Source organism: Flavobacterium xueshanense (assembly GCF_900112975.1).
Lineage (GTDB): Bacteria > Bacteroidota > Bacteroidia > Flavobacteriales > Flavobacteriaceae > Flavobacterium > Flavobacterium xueshanense.
Map to the genome: position 1 here is coordinate 1 of NZ_FONQ01000016.1, position 23,112 is coordinate 23,112.

The 23,112-nt window shown below is 33.5% G+C and carries 22 protein-coding genes; 4 read left to right on the plus strand and 18 right to left on the minus strand.

Annotated features, from left to right (window positions below):
• The 13 genes from BMZ76_RS13045 to truA all read right to left on the minus strand — a co-directional run.
• Nucleotides 1–200, minus strand: a 200-nt coding sequence (locus BMZ76_RS13045; RefSeq protein ID WP_143071093.1) for a helix-turn-helix domain-containing protein, incomplete at its 3' end; no start/stop codon positions are given.
• A gap of 339 nt (nucleotides 201–539) precedes the next feature.
• On the minus strand, nucleotides 540–986 hold the full coding sequence (locus tag BMZ76_RS13050) for an endo-arabinase (RefSeq protein ID WP_091207499.1): 447 nt from the start codon (nucleotides 984–986) through the stop codon (nucleotides 540–542).
• 172 nt (nucleotides 987–1,158) lie between these two features.
• Nucleotides 1,159–1,833 (minus strand): hypothetical protein, encoded by a 675-nt coding sequence (locus tag BMZ76_RS13055; protein ID WP_091207502.1) that lies wholly within the window; start codon nucleotides 1,831–1,833, stop codon nucleotides 1,159–1,161.
• Nucleotides 1,834–2,179: 346 nt separating this feature from the next.
• Nucleotides 2,180–2,764 (minus strand): fasciclin domain-containing protein, encoded by a 585-nt coding sequence (locus BMZ76_RS13060; RefSeq protein WP_091207505.1) that lies wholly within the window; start codon nucleotides 2,762–2,764, stop codon nucleotides 2,180–2,182.
• A gap of 299 nt (nucleotides 2,765–3,063) precedes the next feature.
• Nucleotides 3,064–3,912, minus strand: a complete 849-nt coding sequence (locus BMZ76_RS13065; RefSeq protein ID WP_091207509.1) for a hypothetical protein — start codon at nucleotides 3,910–3,912, stop codon at nucleotides 3,064–3,066.
• Between the two features lie 178 nt (nucleotides 3,913–4,090).
• Nucleotides 4,091–4,495, minus strand: a complete 405-nt coding sequence (locus tag BMZ76_RS13070; RefSeq protein WP_143071094.1) for a hypothetical protein — start codon at nucleotides 4,493–4,495, stop codon at nucleotides 4,091–4,093.
• A 142-nt stretch (nucleotides 4,496–4,637) separates the two neighbouring features.
• Nucleotides 4,638–4,898, minus strand: coding sequence for a hypothetical protein (locus tag BMZ76_RS13075; RefSeq protein ID WP_091207515.1), 261 nt, complete (start codon nucleotides 4,896–4,898; stop codon nucleotides 4,638–4,640).
• A 420-nt stretch (nucleotides 4,899–5,318) separates the two neighbouring features.
• Nucleotides 5,319–6,233, minus strand: coding sequence for a cysteine synthase A (gene cysK, locus BMZ76_RS13080; protein WP_091207518.1), 915 nt, complete (start codon nucleotides 6,231–6,233; stop codon nucleotides 5,319–5,321).
• Between the two features lie 5 nt (nucleotides 6,234–6,238).
• Nucleotides 6,239–7,075 carry a serine O-acetyltransferase gene (locus BMZ76_RS13085; protein ID WP_208857667.1) on the minus strand — a complete coding sequence of 279 codons (837 nt, stop codon included), beginning with the start codon at nucleotides 7,073–7,075 and terminating at the stop codon, nucleotides 6,239–6,241.
• 280 nt (nucleotides 7,076–7,355) lie between these two features.
• Nucleotides 7,356–8,141 (minus strand): hypothetical protein, encoded by a 786-nt coding sequence (locus BMZ76_RS13090; RefSeq protein WP_091207522.1) that lies wholly within the window; start codon nucleotides 8,139–8,141, stop codon nucleotides 7,356–7,358.
• A 282-nt stretch (nucleotides 8,142–8,423) separates the two neighbouring features.
• Entirely contained in the window at nucleotides 8,424–9,812 is a 1,389-nt protein-coding gene (gene lpdA, locus BMZ76_RS13095) for a dihydrolipoyl dehydrogenase (protein ID WP_091207525.1), read from the minus strand.
• A gap of 442 nt (nucleotides 9,813–10,254) precedes the next feature.
• Entirely contained in the window at nucleotides 10,255–12,009 is a 1,755-nt protein-coding gene (locus tag BMZ76_RS13100) for an ABC transporter ATP-binding protein (RefSeq protein ID WP_091207529.1), read from the minus strand.
• Between the two features lie 85 nt (nucleotides 12,010–12,094).
• Entirely contained in the window at nucleotides 12,095–12,835 is a 741-nt protein-coding gene (gene truA / locus BMZ76_RS13105; RefSeq protein ID WP_091207533.1) for a tRNA pseudouridine(38-40) synthase TruA, read from the minus strand.
• Nucleotides 12,836–13,086: 251 nt separating this feature from the next.
• On the opposite strand from truA, the gene BMZ76_RS13110 reads away from it, so the two are divergent.
• Nucleotides 13,087–13,584 carry a metallophosphoesterase family protein gene (locus BMZ76_RS13110; RefSeq protein ID WP_091207712.1) on the plus strand — a complete coding sequence of 166 codons (498 nt, stop codon included), beginning with the start codon at nucleotides 13,087–13,089 and terminating at the stop codon, nucleotides 13,582–13,584.
• On the opposite strand, the gene BMZ76_RS13115 is transcribed toward BMZ76_RS13110, so the two are convergent.
• From BMZ76_RS13115 to BMZ76_RS13125, 3 genes are all read right to left on the minus strand, one after another.
• On the minus strand, nucleotides 13,559–15,286 hold the full coding sequence (locus BMZ76_RS13115; RefSeq protein WP_091207536.1) for a tetratricopeptide repeat-containing sensor histidine kinase: 1,728 nt from the start codon (nucleotides 15,284–15,286) through the stop codon (nucleotides 13,559–13,561). The genes BMZ76_RS13110 and BMZ76_RS13115 overlap by 26 nt on opposite strands.
• 78 nt (nucleotides 15,287–15,364) lie before the next feature.
• On the minus strand, nucleotides 15,365–16,027 hold the full coding sequence (locus tag BMZ76_RS13120; RefSeq protein WP_091207539.1) for a response regulator: 663 nt from the start codon (nucleotides 16,025–16,027) through the stop codon (nucleotides 15,365–15,367).
• 256 nt (nucleotides 16,028–16,283) lie between these two features.
• Nucleotides 16,284–16,697: a DUF4293 domain-containing protein gene (locus tag BMZ76_RS13125; protein ID WP_091207543.1), complete on the minus strand. Its 414-nt coding sequence runs from the start codon at nucleotides 16,695–16,697 to the stop codon at nucleotides 16,284–16,286.
• Nucleotides 16,698–16,879: 182 nt separating this feature from the next.
• Here BMZ76_RS13125 and rho point away from each other — a divergent pair, with 182 nt between their 5' ends.
• On the plus strand, nucleotides 16,880–18,646 hold the full coding sequence (rho, locus tag BMZ76_RS13130; RefSeq protein ID WP_091207546.1) for a transcription termination factor Rho: 1,767 nt from the start codon (nucleotides 16,880–16,882) through the stop codon (nucleotides 18,644–18,646).
• A gap of 420 nt (nucleotides 18,647–19,066) precedes the next feature.
• Here the strand turns inward: rho and BMZ76_RS13135 are convergent, their stop codons facing one another.
• Nucleotides 19,067–20,266: an LETM1-related biofilm-associated protein gene (locus BMZ76_RS13135; protein ID WP_091207549.1), complete on the minus strand. Its 1,200-nt coding sequence runs from the start codon at nucleotides 20,264–20,266 to the stop codon at nucleotides 19,067–19,069.
• Nucleotides 20,267–20,547: 281 nt separating this feature from the next.
• Nucleotides 20,548–21,324 carry a superoxide dismutase gene (locus BMZ76_RS13140; protein ID WP_167547467.1) on the minus strand — a complete coding sequence of 259 codons (777 nt, stop codon included), beginning with the start codon at nucleotides 21,322–21,324 and terminating at the stop codon, nucleotides 20,548–20,550.
• Between the two features lie 298 nt (nucleotides 21,325–21,622).
• Between BMZ76_RS13140 and BMZ76_RS13145 the strand changes: the two genes are divergently transcribed.
• Together BMZ76_RS13145 and BMZ76_RS13150 are read left to right on the plus strand one after the other, a co-directional pair.
• Nucleotides 21,623–22,570, plus strand: a complete 948-nt coding sequence (locus tag BMZ76_RS13145) for a YihY/virulence factor BrkB family protein (protein WP_091207553.1) — start codon at nucleotides 21,623–21,625, stop codon at nucleotides 22,568–22,570.
• 54 nt (nucleotides 22,571–22,624) lie between these two features.
• The gene (locus BMZ76_RS13150) at nucleotides 22,625–23,056 is read left to right on the plus strand and encodes an META domain-containing protein (protein ID WP_091207556.1); all 432 of its coding nucleotides are present in this window, start codon (nucleotides 22,625–22,627) and stop codon (nucleotides 23,054–23,056) included.
• The last annotated feature ends 56 nt before the right edge of the window (nucleotides 23,057–23,112 follow it).

Below are 23,112 nucleotides of genomic sequence, written 5' to 3' on the forward strand. Positions count from 1 at the left end.
TTGGCTTTCTGTCGCTTTTCATATTTGCGTTGAGCTAAATCTGCATCGTATTTACCACTGCGTAAATCACAATTACGTTGTAGCTCTCGTGTTAAGACAGACTTGTCCTTTTTAATAAATAATGCTATTTGGCTTTTGCTGAAATTTTGTTCTAATAATACGCTAATAGTATATCTTTGTTCGCGGGTTAAATGGCTCATTATTTACAACTTTGGTCAGGAGCAAATAAAGACAATTTATTCCATTCGAGAGAGAGGGCTTTTTTGCCCTCTCTCTCGAAAAAATTGTCTTATCGATTTTCCTGAGAGTTGCATTAATTAATTGAATCTAGTTTCATAAAAACATAGTTTTATATATTTCTATTAAGACATTTCCTTTATTACTGTAAATCGAAGCTCTGTAGACTCAAGAATTAGGCTGTATAAATCCTTTTTCCGTTTGAGGAGCTTGCATTTAGCTGAGTTGAAATGCGTTTGTTTTTTTGTTTTTTTCCGAAATTCTTAATGATGAGTAACTTTACTCAACAAGTTAAAAATAAATTATTCTGATTTGTAAACATGAATGGACTGTCCCACTAATTTCCATTTTCCTTTAATTTTCTCTAACATTCTAATTTCATAAGAGTAACTTTTTGTACCGTCTTTAGCCGTTGATACTTCGTCATGGCTGACCCATGCAGTATTTTTCTGAATGCTCATTTTGTAATTTGTATTTACGGAAGAGCCGCCGTTGCCCATTTTTTTTGTGTCGGTATATGTCATTACGGCAGGAGGGACATCGATTGTTGTTCCGGTTGTAGTTGAAATCAAGATGCGGCTGTACGGTTGTATGTGCCAGCATTCGGCATGGCCTTTTCCGTCGCTGGCGCGCCATGTTGCCGATTCTTTTTCTAAAAGGCTGATAATTTTGGCTGATTCGTCAGTTTTCTGGCTATACGCCAAAAATGGTATGATAAAAAGAAGAAAAAAGGATAATTTCCATTTCATAGTATTAATGTGGTTAATGGTTATAGTTTAGGTTAATTTATTAAAAGGAATATACTAAAAAAAATTAGTTACTGTAATTGTAAATTTTATTTTAACGTAAATAAATCTTATTTTAGACTACTATTTTTCAGAATTTTAAGTTTTTAAATCCATTGGTTGAACCGTATTTAATTTATCTGAAATTACAACTTACACCACTCCATAAATTTGTAATTTTTGCTTGTTTACCTGGCCCATCAAAAATACCAAATAATCCCGATGAAGTCGAAAACTCGTGTCCTAAACTGGTTTTGGAAACCGTGATCACATAAGCGCTTTCCATTTCAGCTCTAGTTGATCCAATGCTAATTCCTGCCATTGTAGCAATCTTTGGAATATTCGCTGAATTACCGCCCAGGAACCAACCCGCAAAGTACCATTCGGTTTCTGCTGTTTTTGATTCAGATTCTTTTTTTATAAATACTACTGTTATACCATTGTTCCATGTTACCATATTTAAAGGTCCGGCACCGCATTCACTATTTACCTCAATAGATTTTGGTTTGGATTGGAGAACGTTATTTACGATTTCAATCATTTGGTCCAATGGTTTGCCAAAAGGAATTTCAGACGTAGAACCGGTGTTTTTATTTATAACTTGTAACGCATTAGAAGTCAGAATCAATCCTTGCGTGATTTTAGTTTCAACAATCGCAGTACTATCTGGAATCTTTTCCTTGCTTTCTTCAGCAATAATAACGGTGTCTTGCGCATCGTTTGTTATTGGAATTGGTAATGAATTTTTATCTTTGTTTTCGCAACCGATTAGGATTGCGAAAAGTAGAAGTATAAGAGTAAAGTATTTCATAATATGTATTTAGCTAAATTATTTAATTTTGATATAACCTTTTAAATGTTAGGAATGTCCGCGAATACTTGTCGATTATTTCAGCTACGAATTCTTATTTAATTTTAAAAAAAAGAGTATAATTTGTGGTTAACTTTTTCAAGCATTCGGGTCCTATGACTTTTGTTTTAAACGCACATTCACAACAAATGATTGCTGTTTGAAATTATAGTTAAATGTGCTTCCATTTCAAAGTAAGTCAAAGCTCTTGTTTGTGACAAAAAAAGAACTTTTATTTGTTCGTGACATCTCATAAAAAAAACCGTTGCATTACTACAACGGTTTTTAAAAGAATAAGTTAAAAACCTTATTTAGGCATAACTACAGTATCAATTGCATGAATGACACCGTTAGATGCAGCTACATCAGCAAGAACAACTGTTGCAGTTCCGCCTTTTGCATCTGTCAACATCACTTTTCCGTCTTTCAAGCTTAAAACGATTGTACCACCTTGAACAGTTGTAACGGTATATTTTCCGTTATTTTTGTTGATTGCATCAATTACTGTTGCAGCGTCAAATTTTCCTGATACAACATGATACGTTAAAACTGCTTTCAGTTTATCAAGACTTTCTGGTTTCAATAAACCATCTAAAGTTCCTGCAGGAAGTTTATCAAATGCTGAATTATTTGGTGCAAAAACGGTGAAAGGACCATCCCCGCTTAGTGTTTCCACTAATCCCGCTGCTTTTACTGCCGTAACCAGCGTTGAAAATTCAGTATTCCCTGAAGCTACACCTACAATGTTTGGTGTTTCAGCAACAGCCATTGTGTCTACTGCCACTACTGTAGTATCAGCCATTTCTGTTGTATCAGCTTGTTTTTTCTCTCCACAAGAAGTAGTGATTACTCCTAATAATACAAATGCACTAATTGTTGTTACTAATTTCATAATCAATGTTTTAAGTTTAAATTAAATTAAGATACTCAAATATACACATTTATATTATTTGTTTAATTAATTTAACAAATAATAAAGTAGCGATTAATTTGAAGCAATGCTTGCAGTAATTTTAACAATATAGAATGGCATCAGAAAGTTCAGATGTGAAAAAAAAAATGAAAAATCTAAGCTGAAAAACATTGCAAAAATGCCATATTATTAAAGTACTTAAAATCGGTTCCGTTCCACACGAATTTATTTGTTGTTGCGAATTAAGTTGCTACACTTTAGTTTTTGCAGATATTTTTTTACAATGTTGTTTCAAATTCTGCATTTGTGAAATTATATTCTTCAATTCCGTTGTAAGTTGCTGTGAAATTTAATTTAAGTTTTACGACTAAACGGCCATCAATCATTGTTTTTTCAACAATTGTAAAACTGCCATTTGTTGAATATAATTTCCAGTCTTCAGCTATGATGGTGTGTGTGCCAAAACATTTTGGAATTCCAATATATTTTCTAAATTCTAGTTTTTCGGTGTTACTTAAATCGTCGAAATAATAAGTGCCAAGTGGCATCTTAGTCAGGAATTTTGTGAAGTTTTTGAATTGAATGTTGTATCCACTTAAAGAATTTGATTCATACCTAACTGATAAATTTGCCGAAGATTCTTGTTCAGTTCTAGTTATATCAGAAAATTTGATTTGATCATTTAATTTTATGTAATCATTAAAAGTATTACAAGTACTCTTTCCAAATTCATTAATTTCAATAGTGCCATTTATTTGTATGGATTCGGAATTGCTTTTTAAAGTGTAAATTCTTTTTAATAAAGTGCCACTAAATTTAATTTTCAGCTTCTTATTCGCAACGAATTCAAATTCTTCAATACGAATAGTTGAAGATGGTATATAATCAGGCGTTGAAAAGTCCTTATTAGAAAAAGATTTTTTGTTAACAAATTTCGCATAAGATAATTCTCCATTTCGTAATATTTCAATGGTGAATAATTCAGAGGTAACATTACCTTTTTTTGACTTTACACTTACATTTATTTTTTCATCGCAGATATAAAAAGAACTAACATCAATTATTTCATCAGTAATTTTCTCTCCATTAATTTTCAATTCTACTTTATTGGCAGGTTTTTGCTCCAAAATCAGAATTTCTTCTTCCTTATTTGGTGAGCAACTTAAAAAAAAATTGTGAGTAATAACAGTAAATTTTTCATATTTTATTAGTTAGGTAATTTTTGCAATCCGGTTACTGTTCGTTAAATATAGGTTGCATTATTCATTTACAGTATTTAACGATACTCTGGCTGTTGGAACACTTTTATTTGGATAAGTGATATTTAATTTTTCCGTCTGAATAATTAGTTAATATTAAATTTTTACCGTCAGAATCTATTTCTATAACAAACTTATTATTTCCAATTTTTAAAATATTGTTTTTGGGTTCTATCAAATCAGGATTAAAATAATTTTCATTACTAATTGTGTATGAATAGTTACCAGTTTCGTTTAAATAGGTATTTCCATTAATATTAACACTATTTGATTTAAACTCAAACTTAGAATTGCCGTTTTGTAAAACCTTTAGTTGGTTGTCCTTTTGTTGCGTAATATTTGTTAAATTCCAGCCACCGATAATTTTTTCATTCATAGTTGTTGAATCATCTGGCGAGCAGGAAACAAAAATCATCATAAAAATAGCGAGGAAGAAAGTGAAATTTTTCATATTTGGTTTGTTTTAAGTTTGACATTATGAGTTGCGCTAACGATTGTGATTTATTAGTGCTCTCAAGAGCAGAATTATTCTCCAGAAGAACACTTTGCATAGATGTTCATTTCAATCAACTTTTGATTCAGTAGTTCACAATCTATTTAGTTTGTTTTAATTCTACTTTTTTATTATCAATAAATAATCTACAACTGACGGTAAAAAAACCTGAAGTATTTGTTTTAATATCTAACTTTTGTCCCTCTTTGTTTATTAGATTACCTGATAAATTACTGGGGGTAATAAAATTTATTTGTTCATCTTGCAGTTCATTATTTACATAAAGTTTTTCCCCACTGAACCAATTAGTAGTTATCTTAATGACGGTTTCTTCGTATTTTGCAATCCATTCACTCTTCATTGTTTAATTTTTTTTTGTTATTTGGTTTTCTTATTATTTACAAGTAATGCCGATTTACTCCAAAAAAAACTGCAGTCAATCTATTAAAAAGTGATTGGTAAAGTTTTGTTTCGTTTTATGTTTCCCAAATATATAAATAATTATTTACAAATTATTGAAAGAGCTTTGGTATTTGTGGGATGGTTCTTATAAGTGTGTGAGCTTTTGATTAGTCGGTATTGCGTGAAGGATGGCAGTGAAAATCCTTTTATGAAGCGTAGCGCAATAAAAGATTGCAACATACAGCCTGACCTTGTTGCCGCACTAAATAAAGTAATTTTTACAATAGCACTGCAACAAGGACACGCCACAAAAAAATAAACGTCACAAAAAAACCGACTTGTTTTCACAAATCGGTTTGTATTTAAAGGAGATTTCCGTTTATACAAATAAGCCTTCAATACTTAAATAATGTTCGCCGGTGTCGTAACAAAAAGTTAGCACTGTTGCGTTTTCGGGAATTTCGAGAAGCTTTTTGGCTACTGCCGCCAGTGATGCTCCCGATGAAATTCCAACGAACATTCCTTCTTCTTTGGCGGCTCTTTGGGTATAGGCATATGCTTCATCTTTGCTTACTTGGATGGTTCCGTCCAGTAAATCGGTATGTAAGTTTGTGGGGATAAATCCTGCTCCAATTCCTTGAATAGGGTGGGGAGCAGCTGCGCCTCCGCTAATAACAGGTGAAGTTTCCGGTTCGACGGCGTATACTTTCAGGTTGGGAAAATGTTGTTTCAGTATTTCGGCACAACCCGTGATGTGTCCGCCGGTTCCTACTCCAGTTATCAAGTAATCCAGTCCGTCAGGGAATGCTTTTATAATTTCCTGAGCGGTGGTTGTTTTATGAATTTCAATATTGGCAGGATTATCAAACTGCAGCGGTGACCAAGAATTTGGTATTTCAGTTACTAATTCCTGTGCTTTTACCAGTGCGCCTTTCATTCCTTTTTCACGGGGAGTCAATACAAATTCGGCACCATAAAGGCTCATGAGTCGGCGTCTTTCTATCGACATTGATTCTGGCATGACTAACACTAATTTATAGCCTTTTACGGCCGCAACCATCGCGAGTCCAATTCCTGTATTTCCGGAAGTGGCTTCAATTATAGTTCCTCCCGCTTTTAATAATCCTTTGACTTCTGCATCTTCAATCATAGCAAGAGCGATTCTGTCCTTGATGCTGGCTCCAGGATTTGCACGTTCCAGTTTGATCCAGACATTGTGGTTGGCACCAAACAAACGATTGATTTTTACGTGCGGCGTGTTGCCTATTGTTTCGAGTATATTGTTGTATTTCATAATATTTATATGGAGAAAAAGTTAATATCTTTTATTTCCTGTTGATTCAAAACAGTATTTTTATTGGACTGCATGACAAATGAATACGGATTTACACTCTTGGTAATAAACGTGTTTCCACCCACGATACTGTGGTTTCCTATGATGGTGCTTCCACCCAAAATAGTGGCATTGGCATAAATAATTACATGATCTTCTACGGTTGGATGACGTTTTTTTTCCTGCATGCTTTTCTCGACTTGCAACGCTCCCAAAGTCACTCCTTGATAAATGCTGACATATTTCCCTATTATTGTGGTTTCGCCAATGACGATTCCGGTTCCATGATCAATCATAAACGGAACGTCAATAGTAGCACTAGGATGAATGTCGATTCCCGTTTTGCTGTGCGCATATTCGGTAAGAATTCGTGGAAGCAGGCAAGAGGTTCGGGAAGCAATTGCATTGGCAATACGATAGACTTCTATGGCAAAAAATCCGGGATAGGAATTGATTATTTCCTGAATACAATCGGCAGCGGGATCCGTATCGAGAATTGCTTGTGCGTCTTTTTGCATCGAATGATACAATTCCGGAAGTCCGGTGTAAAAAGCTTCGGCATCATCGAGAATTTCATTGGCCGTTTTGTCTTTTACAATTTCAGATAAAATAGTGATAAAATTAGCTTTGTTTCGGTCTAAAAGCATTTCGATTTGGATGGTTTCCAAGGCTTTCTCCGGGAATAATATTTTGAACAAATCATCAATCCAATTGATAATTTTAGATGAATCGATGGCTCTTACCCAATTTTTATTTTGGTTTTCATGCAGTGTATTCGAAAAACGGTTGGTTTCAGTACTCATTTATAATAGAATAAAATCAGAATTAAACGAGAAAAAAGACTCGAAATACAAATATAGAGCAGAATTGAATAGGTTCATTACCCTGCTATGTAAATAAATGTTAATATGTTAAATTCCCACAAAATGGATGCTTTGTGTTATGAATTCTACCATGAAAAAAACCGATTGACTTTCGCCAATCGGTTTAATATTCCTGACATCAAAAATATATTATGTGGATTTTTGAAATGATAAAAAGTTTTAAGTGGGTGGTAGTTCAATAATGAAATTTCGCTAAAAGTTACTTGATAAAAATTCTGTTTTTTGAACTAATAACTTTACTGTACATTGCATCAAAAGTATGCTGTTTGATAAAATTGGATATCTTTTTTAATTCATTTATTTGATGTAAAGTCGAACGTTTGATGACGCGTGACATTCTAATTATAGTGTCGGTATTGTTATCAATTTCCATCGCTAATATGGATTGAACAATGTCTTTTTTCATGATATACCCCACCATTCCCTGCTCCGTAACAGCATTAAGCTGTTGAAACTTTTTTGCGATTCTCAAATTTTGAATGCCCTGATAGCTAAAATTTTGTTGTTTGTCTAAAAAGGTTTTCTTCAAATTCGAAATTAAAGAATCATTGTTGGTTTGTGCTAAGCCGGTGGTCTCCATTTTTATAATCGAAAACTGAACAGCTGTATCTTTTTTAAAATGTAATATAGTATTTATACTTCTCCTGCTGGTGACAACTGTTGAAAGGTGTTTTCTAAGTGTTGACTGGTGACCAGATATACCAAAGCTGTGTTTGAAAGTTCCGTCAGTGCAATACGCAAATACAATCGACGAGGCGCTTAATGATTCCATACTTAGCGTTACATCATCTGCAAATTTCATGTTAACCTGAATAGAAGTAATACCATTTATGAATGTTACCGCATCAATATTTCCCTTAATCAAATCAGTATCCAGTGCTAATTTAAATTCGTTGTTGTTTGAATTCAAAACGCCATCAAAAGAAGTTTTAAGGTCACTAAAAACTTCATTTATTGTTCCGGCATTAAGATAAATATTTTTCATAAGACATCTATTTAAATAGTTATAAAAAGAAAATTGATTTCGATTAATTAATTATTTTAATGTATCCAAATTACGGAATAAGGGCTGCAATTTTTGTTACGTAATTCTTTTTAAAACTTTCATAATTCTTATGCTTGACGATTCATTTTGACAATGCATTAATCCCATAAAAAAATCCGATTTGCTTTCACAAATCGGATTAATATTTTTCTTTTTCAAAACGTTATGTAGAGGCGCACTGCGATGCGTCTCTACCGTGTATGTCTACATTATTTTATCTATTTACAGATGGATTACTTCGCCATACGCATCAGCAACCGCTTCCATAACCGCTTCGCTCATCGTTGGGTGTGGGTGAATTGATTTTAGGATTTCGTGTCCTGTAGTTTCCAGTTTACGCGCCACAACCGCCTCAGCAATCATATCGGTAACTCCGGCTCCAATCATGTGACATCCTAACCATTCTCCGTATTTAGCATCAAAAATTACTTTTACAAAACCATCCGGAGTTCCGGAAGCTTTCGCTTTTCCTGACGCTGAGAATGGGAATTTTCCAATTTTCAGTTCGTATCCTTTTTCTTTAGCTTGTTTTTCAGTCAATCCTACAGAAGCAATTTCTGGAGTTGCATAGGTACAACCCGGTACGTTTCCGTAATCGATAGGCTCTACATGAAGTCCTGCAATTTTCTCCACACAATTGATTCCTTCAGCAGAAGCTACGTGCGCTAACGCTTGTCCCGGCGTAACATCACCAATGGCGTAATAGCCCGGTATGTTCGTTTGGTTGTAAGCATTTACCAAAATTTTATCTTTGTCAATGGCAATTCCCACTTCTTCTAATCCGATATTTTCAATGTTGGTTTTGATTCCAACAGCAGAAAGTAAAATTTCAGCTTCCAAAACTTCTTCTCCTTTTGCCGTTTTAACAAATGCTTTTACTCCAGCTCCGGTAGTATCAATTCTTTCTACTGATGAGTTTGTCATGATTTTAATACCTGCTTTTTTCAAAGAACGCTCCATTTGTTTCGAAATATCTTCGTCTTCAACAGGAACTACATTTGGCATAAATTCTACGATAGTAACTTCAGTTCCCATAGAGTTGTAAAAGTGTGCAAACTCAACTCCAATTGCACCAGAACCAACAATAATCATTGATTTTGGTTGTGTTGCTAATGTCATCGCTTGTCTGTATCCAATCACTTTTACACCATCTTGAGGCAAGTTTGGCAACTCTCGAGAGCGGGCTCCCGTTGCAATGATAATATGATCCGCACTGTATTCCGTAACTTTATTTTCTTTGTCAGTTACATCAACTTTTTTTCCTGGTTTAAGTTTTCCAAAACCATCAAGCACGTCGATTTTATTTTTTTTCATCAAGAATTGAACCCCTTTGCTCATTCCGTCAGCCACTGTGCGGCTGCGCTGTACAACAGCAGGGAAGTCTTTATCAAATGATGAAACAGTCAATCCATAATCAGAAGCGTGTTTTAGATAATCAAAAACCTGAGCTGATTTTAGTAACGCTTTCGTAGGGATGCAACCCCAGTTCAAGCATACACCGCCTAAGTTTTCTTTTTCAATTATGGCTACTTTAAAGCCTAATTGTGATGCTCTAATAGCAGTAACGTAACCACCCGGACCACTTCCTAAAACTATAATATCGTATTTCATTTTAAAGTTTTTTATTTGTTTTTTATTGGTGAAATGAATTCGTAAAAACTCATTTCGTTTAACGTGTTTTTCTTATTTAATTGATTGGGCGAATTTAAGAATTTATTCTGTTTTGAGAAAGTTTCGAAGTAATAAAGTGGGAAACAAACAAATTTTCAGAAAAACACTTTTATTTTAAACTAATTGCAAAAGTGTAAATCCAGATTTGTTTTTTTTACTGCTGCATCTTTGTAAAAAAGTAAAGTGAAATTTACGGACATGGATTCAACAGATTTCACTCTTAACTTTCTTAGTCTCATTGTTGAAAAATGAAATGCGGATGACACGGATTCAGCGGATTAACACTGATTTTAATCTTGAATCCTTTGCTTCTCTGTGCCTTTGCTTCTTTGTTCCTCTATTCCTCTGTTCCTCTGCTCCTTCTATTTCTTTGCAGCAAAAACTAATTTGCTACCGAAAATTGGGAATCGTACAAATTCTTGTAATACCCACTTTCGCGGTTGATTAATTCTTGGTGTGTTCCTTGTTCTACAATTAAACCTTTATCCATCACCACAATTTTATCAGCGTTGACAATCGTTGCCAAGCGGTGCGCAATGACAATTGATGTTCTGCCTTTGGTAATCGTTTCCGTAGCACGCTGAATCAATTCTTCGGAATACGTGTCTATTGATGACGTGGCTTCGTCCAGAATCAAAATACTTGGATTGCTCACGTACGCTCTCAAGAAAGCAATCAGTTGGCGTTGACCGGAAGAAAGCATAACGCCGCGTTCCTTCACATCAAAATCATAATTATCCGGTAAGCTCATGATGAATTCATGTACGCCAATTTTTTTGGCTGCGGCCAAAACTTGTTCGCGACTAATTTCAGGGTTATTTAAGGTGATATTATTGAAAATAGTATCGGCAAAAAGGAAAACATCCTGCAATACAACCGCAATTTGTTTTCGCAGGGAACTCAATGAGTAATTTTCAATATTATGATTGTCAATATAAATGGAACCACTGTTGATTTCGTAAAAACGATTCAGTAAGTTAATTATCGTTGATTTTCCGGCACCTGTAGAGCCTACAATAGCAATCGTTTGTCCGGCATTGACCTGTAAATCAATTCCTTTAATCACTTCTTCATCTGGAATATACCCGAAACAAACTTTTTTAAATTCGATGTCTCCCTTAAAGATTGGCGCTTCAATAATTCCGGTATCCTGAATTTGATCTTCGGTATCCAAAATGTCAAAAACACGGTTCGCTGCAATCATTCCCAGTTGCATCTCGTTGAATTTATCCGCAATTTGGCGCAACGGATTGAATAACATTGAGATGAACATTGTGTACGAAAATAAATCTCCAAAAGTGGTAAAGTTATCTCCGTTTAATATTTTGATTCCACCATACAATACAATAAAACCAAGTGTTAAAGACGAAATAATATCCGCAATGGGGAAGAAGATGGAGTTATAAAGAATGGTTTTTATCCAGGCTTTTTTGTGTTTGTCATTGATACTTTTGAATTTTTCGTATTCAATTTTTTCACGATTAAAAAATTGGACAATCTTCATTCCCGTTACGCGTTCCTGCACAAAGGAATTCATATTGGCAATTTGGGTACGCACTTCCTCGAAAGCGACCTGCATTTTCTTTTGGAATATACGCGTGAAGAAAACCAGAATTGGCATTGCCACAATCACAATCCAAGTCAGTTTCCAGTTCATGTAGAACATAAAAGCCAGTATTACAACCATTTTCATCAAGTCACTGATAATCATAAATAATCCTTGACTAAAAATTCGGGCAATCGATTCAATATCCGAAACCGAACGCGTCACGAGTTGGCCCACTGGAACGTGATCAAAATATTTCATTCGGAAACTCAGAATATGGCGAAATAATTTTGTTCGAATGTCTTTTACAATGTCCTGGCCTAGCCAGTTCGCCCAATATACAAAGTAAAATTGAGAAAATACCTCTAGTAAAAGTACGATTCCCATTAGGATTACATACATCAATAATCCTTGTTGGTCTTGGGTCGAGATGTAACCATCAACGGTTTGTTTCAATAAATACGGACGCAACGCCGCAAATACCGATAGCGAAATGGCGAAAATAATCACACCATTAAAACGCCACTGATAGGGTTTGGTAAATTTTAATATTCGTTTGAATAATCGGGTATCAAATGCTTTTGCTTTCATATTTTTTGGAGCTGTTCCTGCTATCCGTTGCAATCTTTTATGTTTTTAAAGAAAAAACATAAAAGGATTTTCACTGCTATCAGGGCTATTGCGTAATGTATTCGTATTCTATTTTGGATAAATATAAACCATGTGCCGGAACCGAAAAACCCGCTTTATCTCGGTTTTTACTTTCTACAATGGCAGTAAAATCAGCCAGTGTAATCTTGTGTAATCCTATGTTTACTAATGTCCCCACAATGGCACGCACCATATTTCGTAAAAAACGGTTGGCAGAAATGGTAAAAATCAAATTGCCGTTTTCTAATTTCCAATTGGCTTCAAAAATTGTGCAGTCAAACGTATTCACATCCGTATTTACTTTTGAAAAACATTGAAAATCAGTATGATTGAACAGTAGTTGCGCCGCTTCATTCATCAAATCAATATCTAATTTTTGATGGAAATACCAACTTTTTTCCTGCGAAAAAACATCTTTGAACGTATTGATATGGTATTCGTAGGTTCTTTTTGTGGCATCAAAACGGGTATGCGCCTCATCATGAACTGGAATAATGTCATAAATAACAATGTCTTTAGGCAAATAGGAGTTGAGTTTGTGTACTAAATTTGGAATGTCAAATGGGTTTTCAAAATCAAAATGAGCATACATCTCTTTAGCATGAACACCGGTGTCCGTTCGTCCGGCTCCCATAAGATTGATAGGTGTATTTAACAGCACCGAAAATCCTTTGTTTAGCGTTTCCTGAACAGAAGCAGCATTCGGTTGGCATTGCCAGCCGTGATAATTGGTTCCGTTGTATGCTAATTTGATGAAATATCTCAAGTGAATTTTTTTGAAGCCACAAAGATACTTATTAATTTTTTTGCCACGAAATCACTAAGACGCAAAGTTTGTTAAGTTTCGATTTGATTTTTTATTTAGAATTCGAATGTTTATTTTTACCACAAAATCCTAGCCCAGATAGCAGTGGAAATCCTTTATTATTTTTTCTTAAAAAATAATAAAGATTGAAACGGATAGCGGGACACGAGCGAAGCGAACTGGCGAAGCAAATTGCTCCTAAAAAAATTACTTTGAAAAAAATACTCCTGCTTTCTGATACGCACAGTCACGTTGATAACACGATTTTGAAATATGTCGCACAGGCTGACGAGGTTTGGCATGCCGGCGATATAGGCGATTTGGCTGTAACGGATGCGATAAAAAAGCTAAAACCATTGCGTTGCGTGTATGGTAATATTGACGATGCCACAGCCAGACTGGAATTTCCGTTGCACAACCGATTTATGTGTGAAGGAGTCGATGTTTGGATTACGCATATTGGCGGTTATCCTGGGAAATACAGTCCGACTATTAAAGCGGAGATGGAATCAAATCCTCCAAAATTGTTTATTTGTGGACATTCGCACATTCTAAAAGTCATATTCGATAAGAAACATAATTTATTGCACATGAATCCGGGAGCTGCCGGAAAAAGTGGTTTTCATCAGGTCCGCACGATGTTACGTTTTGTGATTGAAGGAGACAAAATCAAGGATATGGAAATTATTGAGATTGAAAAACGGGTCTGATTATTTTTTTCTGATACGTGATAGGCACCATTATTTTTATTCTTGTGCCAGAATCAAGTTTGGAATCTACAGTAATAGTTCCTTTGAGATTGTTAATTCGAGCTCTGATTTGGTTGAGACCAAAACCTTCCAGAACATGAAATTTGCTGGAATCAAATCCCTTTCCGTCATCCATAATATCAATATCCAGAAAATCGTTGTTTTCATGAATGTTTAATCTTGCGTGATGCGCATGACTGTGTTTTAGGGTATTATTGAGAAGTTCCATAATAATGAAATAAATTTTCATTTCGAAATCTTCATCATAACGCGTTTTTCTTTCCACAGAACTAGAGTAATCAAAATGAAGAATCGAATTGGAATTTTTTTCGCATAAATCGTCCAATGCATCAAATAAGCCAAATCTCGCCAAAAGTGAAGGCATCAGTTCATGAGATAAATCCCGAACTTGATTGTGCGCTTCCTCGAGAATGGCTTTGGTTTTTATAATTTCTTCCGATGAAGATTGATTTTGAGACGTATGAGCATGAAGATGTAATCCTGCCGACGAAAGCAATGCGCTAATGTTATCGTGCAGAAAAGAAGCTATTTTTTTCCGTTCTAATTCCTGCCCGTTTATGGACGCATTGATCATGTTTTCCTGAGCTTTACTTCGGAGGTCTTTTAGTTTATTTTTCTGCTTTAGTTTAGCGTTTTCTGATGATATGTAGAAAAGGATGAGTAAGAATAGTAAAATGAGAATGACTACAATTACAATTTTTTTATTTCTGGATTGCTTTTGTAATAACACATATTCCTTAGTTTTAAACTCGCTTTCTATTTTATCAATTTCCCTTTTGTATTCGTCAATTTCAAGATTTATTCCGGCAGCATTGGCTTTATTGAGTCTTTCTTCGTTGTTTAATTCTGCGGTGATGGAATTGAAAAGAGACAGATTTTTATAGGCGTTTTTATAATCACCATTTTTTAATAAAAACTTAGAATACTCATGATGTGAATAAGATAAGTCTGATTTTTCATTTCCTTCATTTCCTAATTTTATCGAATTTTTGAAAAAAAATTGTGCTTTTTCAGTGTCATTTTTATAATTATAATACATCCCATTAAGCATGTTTAGTGCAACAATAGTAGAGATGTCGCCATGTTTTTTATGATGTTTGTTGATGTACTTTAGATAGGGTAGTCCATCATTATAACGGCCAATATCAAAATAGGCCCATGTCAAATTGAGTTTCGTAAACACTATTTGGGCTGAGTCTTTTATTCTGGTGCTGTATTGTAACGATTTTTTATAGTGATAAATCCCTTTTTCATATTGCTTCTTATCAAAACAATAAATGTTGCCTAAATTATTGTTGATCCAGTTTTTTAAAACATCGTTATTGGTTTTGTTGGCATACGTTAAGCCTTTATGGTAATAGAAAAAAGCTTTGTCATATTCAGATAACTGGTCAAAATTTGCAGCAATAGTGTTGTAAGCACCCGCAATTAGATTGTCATCTTTGAGTTGGATTGCTTTGCCTAAAGCCAGTCTTGATTGTATGAATGACTTTTCGTAACTGCCTTCTTTCATTAGCAGTATAGCTTGATTAGAAACCAAAGTGACTTCTTTTTTTGTAGGTATCTTTTTTTGTGCAAAAACGGTATTTCTTGAAAAATTAAGTAATAAAAGCAATACTATAATTATTTGTCGGTATAACATAGATACTTTGATTTTTTTTAGGTTTATTACTTTGTTGAGGGAATTGTGTGGAAGTGAATGTTATTTTAGATTGCCAACTTAGGATTTAATCAATTGGTGTTTAATGGCATATTTTACCAAACTTATTGAGTTTTTGGCATCCAGTTTTTTCATAATGTTTTTTCGATGAGTTTCCACCGTATTTACGCTAATAAATAATTGGTCACTAATTTCTTTACCACTGAATTCAAGTGATATCAAAGTAATAATTTCCAGCTCTCTTTCGGTCAATGTTAAGTTTCCTTGTAGATAAGATTTGTTTAATTTTGGATTGTCTTTAGTAACAGTGCTGAATATTTTCTCTCGAACAGCTTTACAGAAATATTCCTCCCCGTTGTAAACAGACTGAATCGCTTCAACAATATTTTCTCCGGCACATTTTTTTGTCAAATAACCACTGCTTCCTAATTTCATTACTTCTTTGATTATTCTCAAATCATCGTGACTGGATAAAATAATAATCTTACAAGGAAAACCTTTTAAAGCAAACTCTTTAATGACTTCAATTCCATCTTTTTCGGGCATATTAATGTCCAAAATAAGGATGTCTGATTTGTTTTGGAGTACTTCTTCATATACACTATTTCCATTCACTGAAAACCCAACTACTTCAAATTTAGGATTGGTATGTAGTAAAGTTTTGATTCCATCAATAAGAATTTGATGGTCATCAGCTAGATGAATTCGTATTTTGTTTAACATATCGTGATTGTTATTGCCAAATTTATGAAAAAAACAATAGATTCTTTATTTTTAAAACCTTTATTATTATTATTATTATTATTTATTTTAATGAATAAGCAATATCGTAACCATAACTAATTTAGTTGCTTGATAAACGAATTCTGCCTCAAATGTTTTAAAAAAATGTGTAATAATCACAAAAAATAGCGGTACAAAAAAACCCGAATTGTTACATTCGGGTTTCCTTCGCACTAATAAACTAAAGTTTATAGGTTTACCTCAATCTGTCCGCAGATTTTACAAGATCTTCATCCTTTTTGATGGCCTTATTAGCCAAGACTAATAACACGATAGCAACTACAGGTAGAAACATCCCAATACCTTTCTCCGAAACAGTAACTGTTTCTCCAGATAGATTTAGTGAACGATATACAAACAATCCTAATAAAATCAAATTTAATATGATATTCAATCTGCCAATAACAAACTGATTTTGTCTTTTTTTATAGGAAACAATACTCAATAAAGAAAGAGTAGTGCTTAATCCCAATAGTATGGTGTATACTTGGCTTTGCATAAAATAGTATTCCTTATTATCGCTCATTGTCCATAACGGAATAAAAAATAGTAAAATGCCAGTAACTACAAAAGCAAGTAATAAATAAATAGTCTGGATTCGCTGTATCATTTGTTTAATATGTTTTACAAAAATATATTTTCTTTTTTATAAATACTATTGTCTGATTAAATTTTATTCGTATTATTGCATCATAATTCCGTAAGCACTTCATACTGCGGTTGATTCAACTTAAAGTTTACTACCTATCTTTTACATTATTTCCAAAAATTAATTAAACTCATAGAACATTCATGTTTGATATTTCTGCATTAAAAGAAATGAAGCTTTCTGAGCTTCAAGAAATAGCTAAATCAGCTAAAACCATAAAATTTAACGGTGTAAAAAAAGATACTTTAATCACTCAGATTTTGGATCATCAAGTGGCTAATCTTGACGCTGCAACAGATACCAAAGTGGAAGGTAATCTTGAAGACGATAAACCTAAAAGAAATAGAATTGTTCCTGTTAAAAAAACAGCCATTCAAAAAGCGGTGAAGAATTCTCTTTTTGAAACGGAAGAAATTGCAGAAACGACAGGCAATGATGAAAATAATCTTCCGACTGAAGTTGTTTTAAAAGAAGAACTGGATGCAAAACAAGAATCTGAGGGGAATGAGACAAAAGTAGGTAAGGTAATTAAATTTAATAAATCAGCTTACGAGAAAAAAATTGCTTTAAAAAAGGATAAAGAAGAGATAAAAGACGCAAACACAGAGGATGTGTTAGTTTCAGAAAAAGCAACTGAAGATAAAGCAGAAGATCCTCTTGCTCCCGCAAAAAAGATTAACCCAAATCAATTACACAAACAGAATCCTATCGCAAATCCAAACGGAAATGGGAATGGGAATCAAAATCCGAATTTCAAAAATAAGAAAAGTAATTTTGCTGCTTCCGATTTTGAATTTGACGGAATTATAGAAAGTGAAGGCGTTTTGGAAATGATGCCTGATGGATATGGTTTCCTGCGTTCTTCAGATTACAATTATTTGGCCTCGCCAGATGATATTTATCTATCAACTTCTCAAATCAGATTGTTTGGTCTTAAAACCGGAGATACTGTAAAAGGAGTGGTTCGTCCGCCAAAAGAAGGAGAGAAATTTTTCCCATTAGTACGCGTTTTAAAAATTAACGGACATGATCCTCAAGTAGTTCGTGACAGAGTTTCATTCGAACATTTAACTCCTGTTTTTCCATCAGAAAAATTCAAGTTGGCAGAAAAACAAAGCACGATTTCAACACGAATAATCGATTTGTTTTCACCAATAGGAAAAGGACAACGTGGAATGATTGTGGCGCAACCCAAAACCGGTAAAACGATGTTGCTTAAGGAAATTGCCAATGCGATTGCGGCAAATCACCCTGAAGTATATTTGATTGTTTTATTGATAGACGAGCGCCCGGAAGAAGTTACGGACATGCAACGAAGTGTGCGTGGAGAAGTAATTGCCTCCACTTTTGACAGAGAGCCGCAAGAGCATGTGAAAATCGCAAATATCGTTCTGGAAAAAGCAAAACGATTGGTAGAATGTGGTCACGATGTAGTGATTCTGTTAGATTCTATCACACGTTTGGCCAGAGCATATAATACAGTTCAGCCCGCTTCAGGTAAAGTATTAAGTGGTGGTGTAGATGCCAATGCATTGCAAAAACCAAAACGTTTCTTTGGAGCTGCCCGTAATGTTGAAAATGGTGGTTCATTAAGTATTATCGCTACTGCATTAACTGAAACAGGTTCAAAAATGGACGAAGTTATTTTCGAAGAATTTAAAGGAACCGGTAATATGGAATTACAATTGGATAGAAAAATTGCTAACAAACGTATTTTCCCAGCTATCGATTTGACTTCTTCAAGTACACGACGTGACGATATGTTATTGGATCAAAAAACATTGCAAAGAATGTGGATTATGAGAAAATACCTTTCGGATATGAATCCAGTGGAAGCTATGGATTTCATTAATGATCGTTTCAAAAAGACGAAGAATAATGAAGAGTTTTTAATCTCGATGAATGATTAATAAAAAAGTTCAAAGTTGGCTAGGAGTAAGCGGGATAAAAAATAAATCGGAACAAAATTAATTCTGTTCCGATTTATTTTTTATCACTGTTTGAGTTTAATTTCATTTTTTAAATGTGCTTTGTTTGGAGTTACTTAATAAGGAACTAATACAATCTGATTTCTTCTTCTAATTCTTGGATGCATTAATATTACGAATCTTTCATACATCTTCAGATGTTTAGATTATCTTGTAAGGTAAATTCACTTTTTTTTAACCAACGATGAATTTAACTATTTCCATAAATACTACAACTGCTATAAAGTTCGGTTTTGTAAAAGACCCTTTTAAATTATTTAACAAATAGTCTTTTAAATGGCGCATCACATATTTATTATGGAATGATGTATTTATTCTTTCCTATTTGTTATTATACTTCTTTCATTCATTATCCAGATTTTCATTAAAAGCGGATGGAAGTAGCGTAGGGATGAATTTGATTAAAATAGGCAATAATAAACTACCGCCGGGAAGTAAAAATATAGTCAAGGAAGGAATGGTTTTGCAAATTTCCAATAGTTGTTTTTTGACTTTTTTCTTTTCTTTTTCGTCCAAATCTCGTCTGGTAGAGTAGGCTAATAACACCATCAACTCCTTGCTTTGCTCAATTTCCTTAATCAGTCGTTTTTTATTACGGCTTATTAGTGTAACCACGCTTTGAGTGGTTTGGTCGTAAAAATGTTTTACAGGATTTGAATAATTAAAATACGGTATTTCTTTTTTATGTTTAGAAATGAATTCGTTGGTACTATAGATACTTTCGCCGACAAAAGAATCTGGGACAGATAAAATCTCAGCTAAAGAATGCAAAAAGTATCTCTCGTCGTTTTCTATTTTCCCATCGCTCCACAAAGCCATTCCAGCAATATCTATCAAATAATATTGTTCTAATTCATTTGTAAAATAATCCAATTGTAACGTTTCTAAACTCTGAACAGAAACTTTGGAGAATTTGCTGTAGCGTATCGAGGCTTCAAAAAGTTTAATTAACAAATCATCATATTGTGATTTTTCTAACTTGATTTTTAACGCAAGTGTTACAATATTGACAACCGTTTCTTCAATTTTTTTCAGATATTTTTCCGGAATTATTCCATGTATCAAATATTGGCGAAAAGCAAGCACGTCAATGAATAATAATGCGTTAGTTACCAGATGGGAGAAACTTTTGCTTATGATGCTGTCATTAGTTTGAACACGTTGATCAATTATTTTTTCTAAAGTTAAAGCAGGGGAATATTTTGGAAGAATTTTTTTAAATAAATTAAATCCCTGAGGATTCATTTGATTGTAAAAAGTATTTGCTTGTTTGACGAAATTCTCAGAACTGATATCTTCATTAGTCAAACAAAAAACTTGGTATAAGGTATTTAAAAGTGCGACTTTTGAAATCTCTTCTTTGAACCAACCTTTCGTTTCGATGGTTGTTACGGTATCAAATGCTATAATATGACCGTAGATAAAACCAGTATTTCTTACTTTTTGATAAAATGTATCAGTAGTTTTAGAAACTGCTTCTTTTGAAAATTTTTGTTCACTAAAAAATTTGTCTATCCAACCTGATGCCGAAGGGTTAATCATTGCTTTAATTTGAAGTTACAAAGCTATGTTTTTTTATGGTCGTTTCAACTGGTGTATTCTTGTTTAACACAGATACTACAATTAATTAGCATTGTTTTTTTGGTTTTAAACAAGATAAATTTAATTGTTATAATTTTTGATAAAAAACACTCGCAATCACTTGCTGTATTTCAGTGCAATTACTGAAAATTTTTTGTATTAAAAATGACATTTGGATATCTAAAAGGTGCACTATAATTTGAAGCCCTGAATTATAAATAAAACAGGGCTTTGATAAGTATTTAAGAATTGAATAAAGCTTCAGCGGCTTCCCAATTGACTACATTCCAAAAAGAAGCAATATAATCTGCTCTTCGATTTTGATTTTTAAGATAATATGCATGTTCCCATACGTCTAATGCTAAAACCGGTTTCCCTTTTAGTCCTTTTCCTCGCAATCGCATCAAAGGATTGTCTTGGTTTGCTGTTGAACCAATAACTAATTTTCCGTCCTGAACCACTAACCAAGCCCATCCGGAGCCAAAACGTTTCATGGAAGCATCACTAAATTGTTTTTTAAATTCATCCAAAGAACCAAAAGTAGTTGTTATTGCGTCCCCTAATTTCCCTTTTGGAGTACCGCCGCCATTTGGCTTCATTATACTCCAAAACAGGCTGTGATTGTAGTGTCCGCCACCATTGTTACGAATTGCTTCTGGAAATTTCGACATTTTTTCAAAGATACTCTCCAGTGATTTAGAATGTTCCACTAAGTTGTTATCTAAAGTTTCTATGGACTTATTCAAATTCGTTACATAGGCTTGATGATGTTTACCATGATGAATTTCCATTGTGGCTTTATCAATATGTGGCTCTAACGCATCATACGCATACGATAATTTCGGAAGGCTGTAGTTTCCTTGAAAGTTTTCAGATTCTGATTCCATGACTTGATTTTCAACTTTTAAAGTGTTTTCAGCCGCTAATACTGAATTAAATAAGCTAGAACCAATAATTGTTCCTGTTGAAAGTATTGCCGTTTGTTTTATAAAATTTCTTCGTGTATTGTTATTTTCCATAGCTTGAAAATTTATCCTAAAAAGGTTATTAAAATAGATTATAAATTTAAACATTAAATGGTAGTTATGGGTTAATAAAGACTTAAAATTTGGTTAGTTTTATGTTTCTAATCTGTTTAAGAGAGACAAAAGGTGCAAGAATTTTATAAAATCTATTTCTATGTGGTAAATAATATCTTTGTAATTTTGAAAGCAATGTTATAGAAAATAATACCATGTATTGACCATACTTTTCAATTAATAAAAAGAAGGATTAGATGTAGTTTTTTGATTAAAAAAAAATAAAATAGTTACAAAAATGAAACATAAAGAAATAGCAGTTTTAAGTTGGGGTTTATTAAAGCGAACTTACAATGAATTTGATGATGACAACGGGTTTAAGTTAAGTGCGTCACTATCCTATTATACCATCTTTTCATTACCTCCTTTATTAATTATTATCTTGTCGATTTTTAGTTTTTTCTTTGGAAGAGAAGCCGTTACCGGAAGATTTTTTGGACAAATTAATGGAATGGTTGGGAACGAAGCCGCTATCCAAATTCAGGAAACCATCAAAAATATTGAATTGTCTGATAGCGTTACATTTGCAACAATACTTGGAGGAATTATGCTATTGGTAGGAGCTTCGGGTGTATTTGCCGAAATACAAAGTTCGATTAATTCTATTTGGGGATTAAAAGCAAAACCAAATAAAGGAATTGTGAAATTCGTCCAAAACAGATTAATGTCGTTTTCTATGATTGCTTCAGTTGGGTTTTTATTAATGGTGAGTTTAATGGTTAATACCGTAATGGATATAGTCAATACGCGATTGCTTGTTTATTTTCCAGATACAACGGTTTACATATTTTATGTTTTTAATATTTTAATATTATTTGTAACAACGACTATTTTGTTTGCTATTATTTTCAAAACGTTGCCTGATGGCCATATTGCTTGGAAAGATGCCTTAATAGGCTCCAGTTTTACTTCTTTTTTCTTCATGATAGGTAAATTTGCCATTGGTTTTTATTTAGGAAGCTCAACCGTTGCTACTGTTTATGGTGCAGCGGGGTCAGTAATCATTATTTTAATCTGGGTTTACTATTCAGCTATAATCTTATATTTTGGAGCCGAATTCACTAAAGTGTATGCCAATGCCCATGGCAAAAAAATTATTCCAAATGCCTATGCTGTTGGAATAAAAGTAGAGGTTACAGAAATCAAGAAGAAAAAGACTGATGTCATTCCTGATGAAGAAAAATAATAAATTTATTTCTAGTAGATAAAATGAGTTGTTTATAAATATCAATTAAAACAAATGAAAAAAATAATTTTATCACTGACCATTTTTTGTTCTGTGCTTGTTTATTGTAATTCCGTAAAAACTATTAATACTGAAAAAGCTTCATTGCAAGGTGCTTGGCAATTGATTTACATATTAGGACCACGAATAGACTTTTCTGGATTGTATCCAAATGATAAGCCAACGATTACTTTCGATTTAAAAGAAAACAGAGTTTTTGGAAAAAATAGCTGCAACAGTTATTCTGGAACATTGAATGTTGATGGAAATAAAATTAGTTTCAAAGGGCCTATGGCAGTTACTAAAATGTTTTGTCCAGGCGAAGGTGAGAATGTTTACATGAATACACTGGAAAAGATAGATTCTTACTCTATTTCAGAAGATGGTAAAACTTTAAATTTTATTGTGGGAGATGTCGCAATGATGCGTTTAAAAAAAAATAAATAATAGTATTTTGAAGAAATAAAGAAACCGCCTTGTTTTCAGGAACAAGGCGGTTAAAA

Excerpts from the sequence above, each read along its gene's own strand:
- BMZ76_RS13050 (WP_091207499.1), bottom strand. The coding sequence starts at position 986 with ATGAAATGGAAATTATCCTTTTTTCTTCTTTTTATCATACCATTTTTG.
- BMZ76_RS13055 (WP_091207502.1), bottom strand. The coding sequence starts at position 1,833 with ATGAAATACTTTACTCTTATACTTCTACTTTTCGCAATCCTAATCGGT.
- BMZ76_RS13060 (WP_091207505.1), bottom strand. The coding sequence starts at position 2,764 with ATGAAATTAGTAACAACAATTAGTGCATTTGTATTATTAGGAGTAATC.
- BMZ76_RS13070 (WP_143071094.1), bottom strand. The coding sequence starts at position 4,495 with ATGAAAAATTTCACTTTCTTCCTCGCTATTTTTATGATGATTTTTGTT.
- BMZ76_RS13075 (WP_091207515.1), bottom strand. The coding sequence starts at position 4,898 with ATGAAGAGTGAATGGATTGCAAAATACGAAGAAACCGTCATTAAGATA.
- cysK (WP_091207518.1), bottom strand. The coding sequence starts at position 6,233 with ATGAAATACAACAATATACTCGAAACAATAGGCAACACGCCGCACGTA.
- BMZ76_RS13085 (WP_208857667.1), bottom strand. The coding sequence starts at position 7,075 with ATGAGTACTGAAACCAACCGTTTTTCGAATACACTGCATGAAAACCAA.
- BMZ76_RS13090 (WP_091207522.1), bottom strand. The coding sequence starts at position 8,141 with ATGAAAAATATTTATCTTAATGCCGGAACAATAAATGAAGTTTTTAGT.
- lpdA (WP_091207525.1), bottom strand. The coding sequence starts at position 9,812 with ATGAAATACGATATTATAGTTTTAGGAAGTGGTCCGGGTGGTTACGTT.
- BMZ76_RS13100 (WP_091207529.1), bottom strand. The coding sequence starts at position 12,009 with ATGAAAGCAAAAGCATTTGATACCCGATTATTCAAACGAATATTAAAA.
- BMZ76_RS13115 (WP_091207536.1), bottom strand. The coding sequence starts at position 15,286 with ATGTTATACCGACAAATAATTATAGTATTGCTTTTATTACTTAATTTT.
- BMZ76_RS13120 (WP_091207539.1), bottom strand. The coding sequence starts at position 16,027 with ATGTTAAACAAAATACGAATTCATCTAGCTGATGACCATCAAATTCTT.
- BMZ76_RS13125 (WP_091207543.1), bottom strand. The coding sequence starts at position 16,697 with ATGATACAGCGAATCCAGACTATTTATTTATTACTTGCTTTTGTAGTT.
- rho (WP_091207546.1), top strand. The coding sequence starts at position 16,880 with ATGTTTGATATTTCTGCATTAAAAGAAATGAAGCTTTCTGAGCTTCAA.
- BMZ76_RS13135 (WP_091207549.1), bottom strand. The coding sequence starts at position 20,266 with ATGATTAACCCTTCGGCATCAGGTTGGATAGACAAATTTTTTAGTGAA.
- BMZ76_RS13140 (WP_167547467.1), bottom strand. The coding sequence starts at position 21,324 with ATGGAAAATAACAATACACGAAGAAATTTTATAAAACAAACGGCAATA.
- BMZ76_RS13145 (WP_091207553.1), top strand. The coding sequence starts at position 21,623 with ATGAAACATAAAGAAATAGCAGTTTTAAGTTGGGGTTTATTAAAGCGA.
- BMZ76_RS13150 (WP_091207556.1), top strand. The coding sequence starts at position 22,625 with ATGAAAAAAATAATTTTATCACTGACCATTTTTTGTTCTGTGCTTGTT.